Origin of the sequence: Cyclobacterium qasimii M12-11B, from assembly GCF_000427295.1 — a bacterium.
Lineage (GTDB): Bacteria > Bacteroidota > Bacteroidia > Cytophagales > Cyclobacteriaceae > Cyclobacterium > Cyclobacterium qasimii.
Window position 1 is genome coordinate 1 of sequence record NZ_ATNM01000169.1, and the last position, 500, is coordinate 500.

Annotated in this window: 1 protein-coding gene; it reads left to right on the forward strand. The window is 61.2% G+C overall.

Annotation, left to right across the window (positions count from 1 at the left end; genetic code table 11):
• Positions 1-500: ATP-dependent helicase (locus tag ADICYQ_RS31345; protein WP_040417486.1), on the forward strand; the 500-nt coding region annotated here is incomplete at both ends.

The window sequence follows — 500 nt, forward strand, 5'->3', positions numbered from 1 at the left end:
GCTGCAGACCGCATACGAGGCCACGAAGGATGCCCGCCGACAGATTGACTTCGAAGATGTGTTGCTGGCCGCGGCCGGAATGATTGAAGCTGAACCCCGCATCGCGCAGCAGGTACGCGAGCAGTACCGATTCTTTGTCGTGGACGAGTATCAGGATGTGTCACCGTTGCAGCACGAACTGCTGCGGCTGTGGGTCGGAGACCGCGACGACCTCTGTGTGGTCGGCGATGTCAGCCAAACGATTTATTCTTTCGCGGGGGCGAGTCCCGACTTCTTGCTGCGTTTTGCCGCGCACCACGACAACGCGATCGTGTTGCGGCTGGAGCGTAACTATCGGCCGACCGCCGAGATCGTGCACACCGCTAACAAGCTGATGGCCAACCAACCTGGTGCATTGACTTTGCAGGCAGCAACCGCCGAACACTCGGTGCCCCCAGTGGTCACCGGCTATGACGACGATCAGGCAGAGGCTGCGGCCGTTGCGGAGACGATCGCGGGTC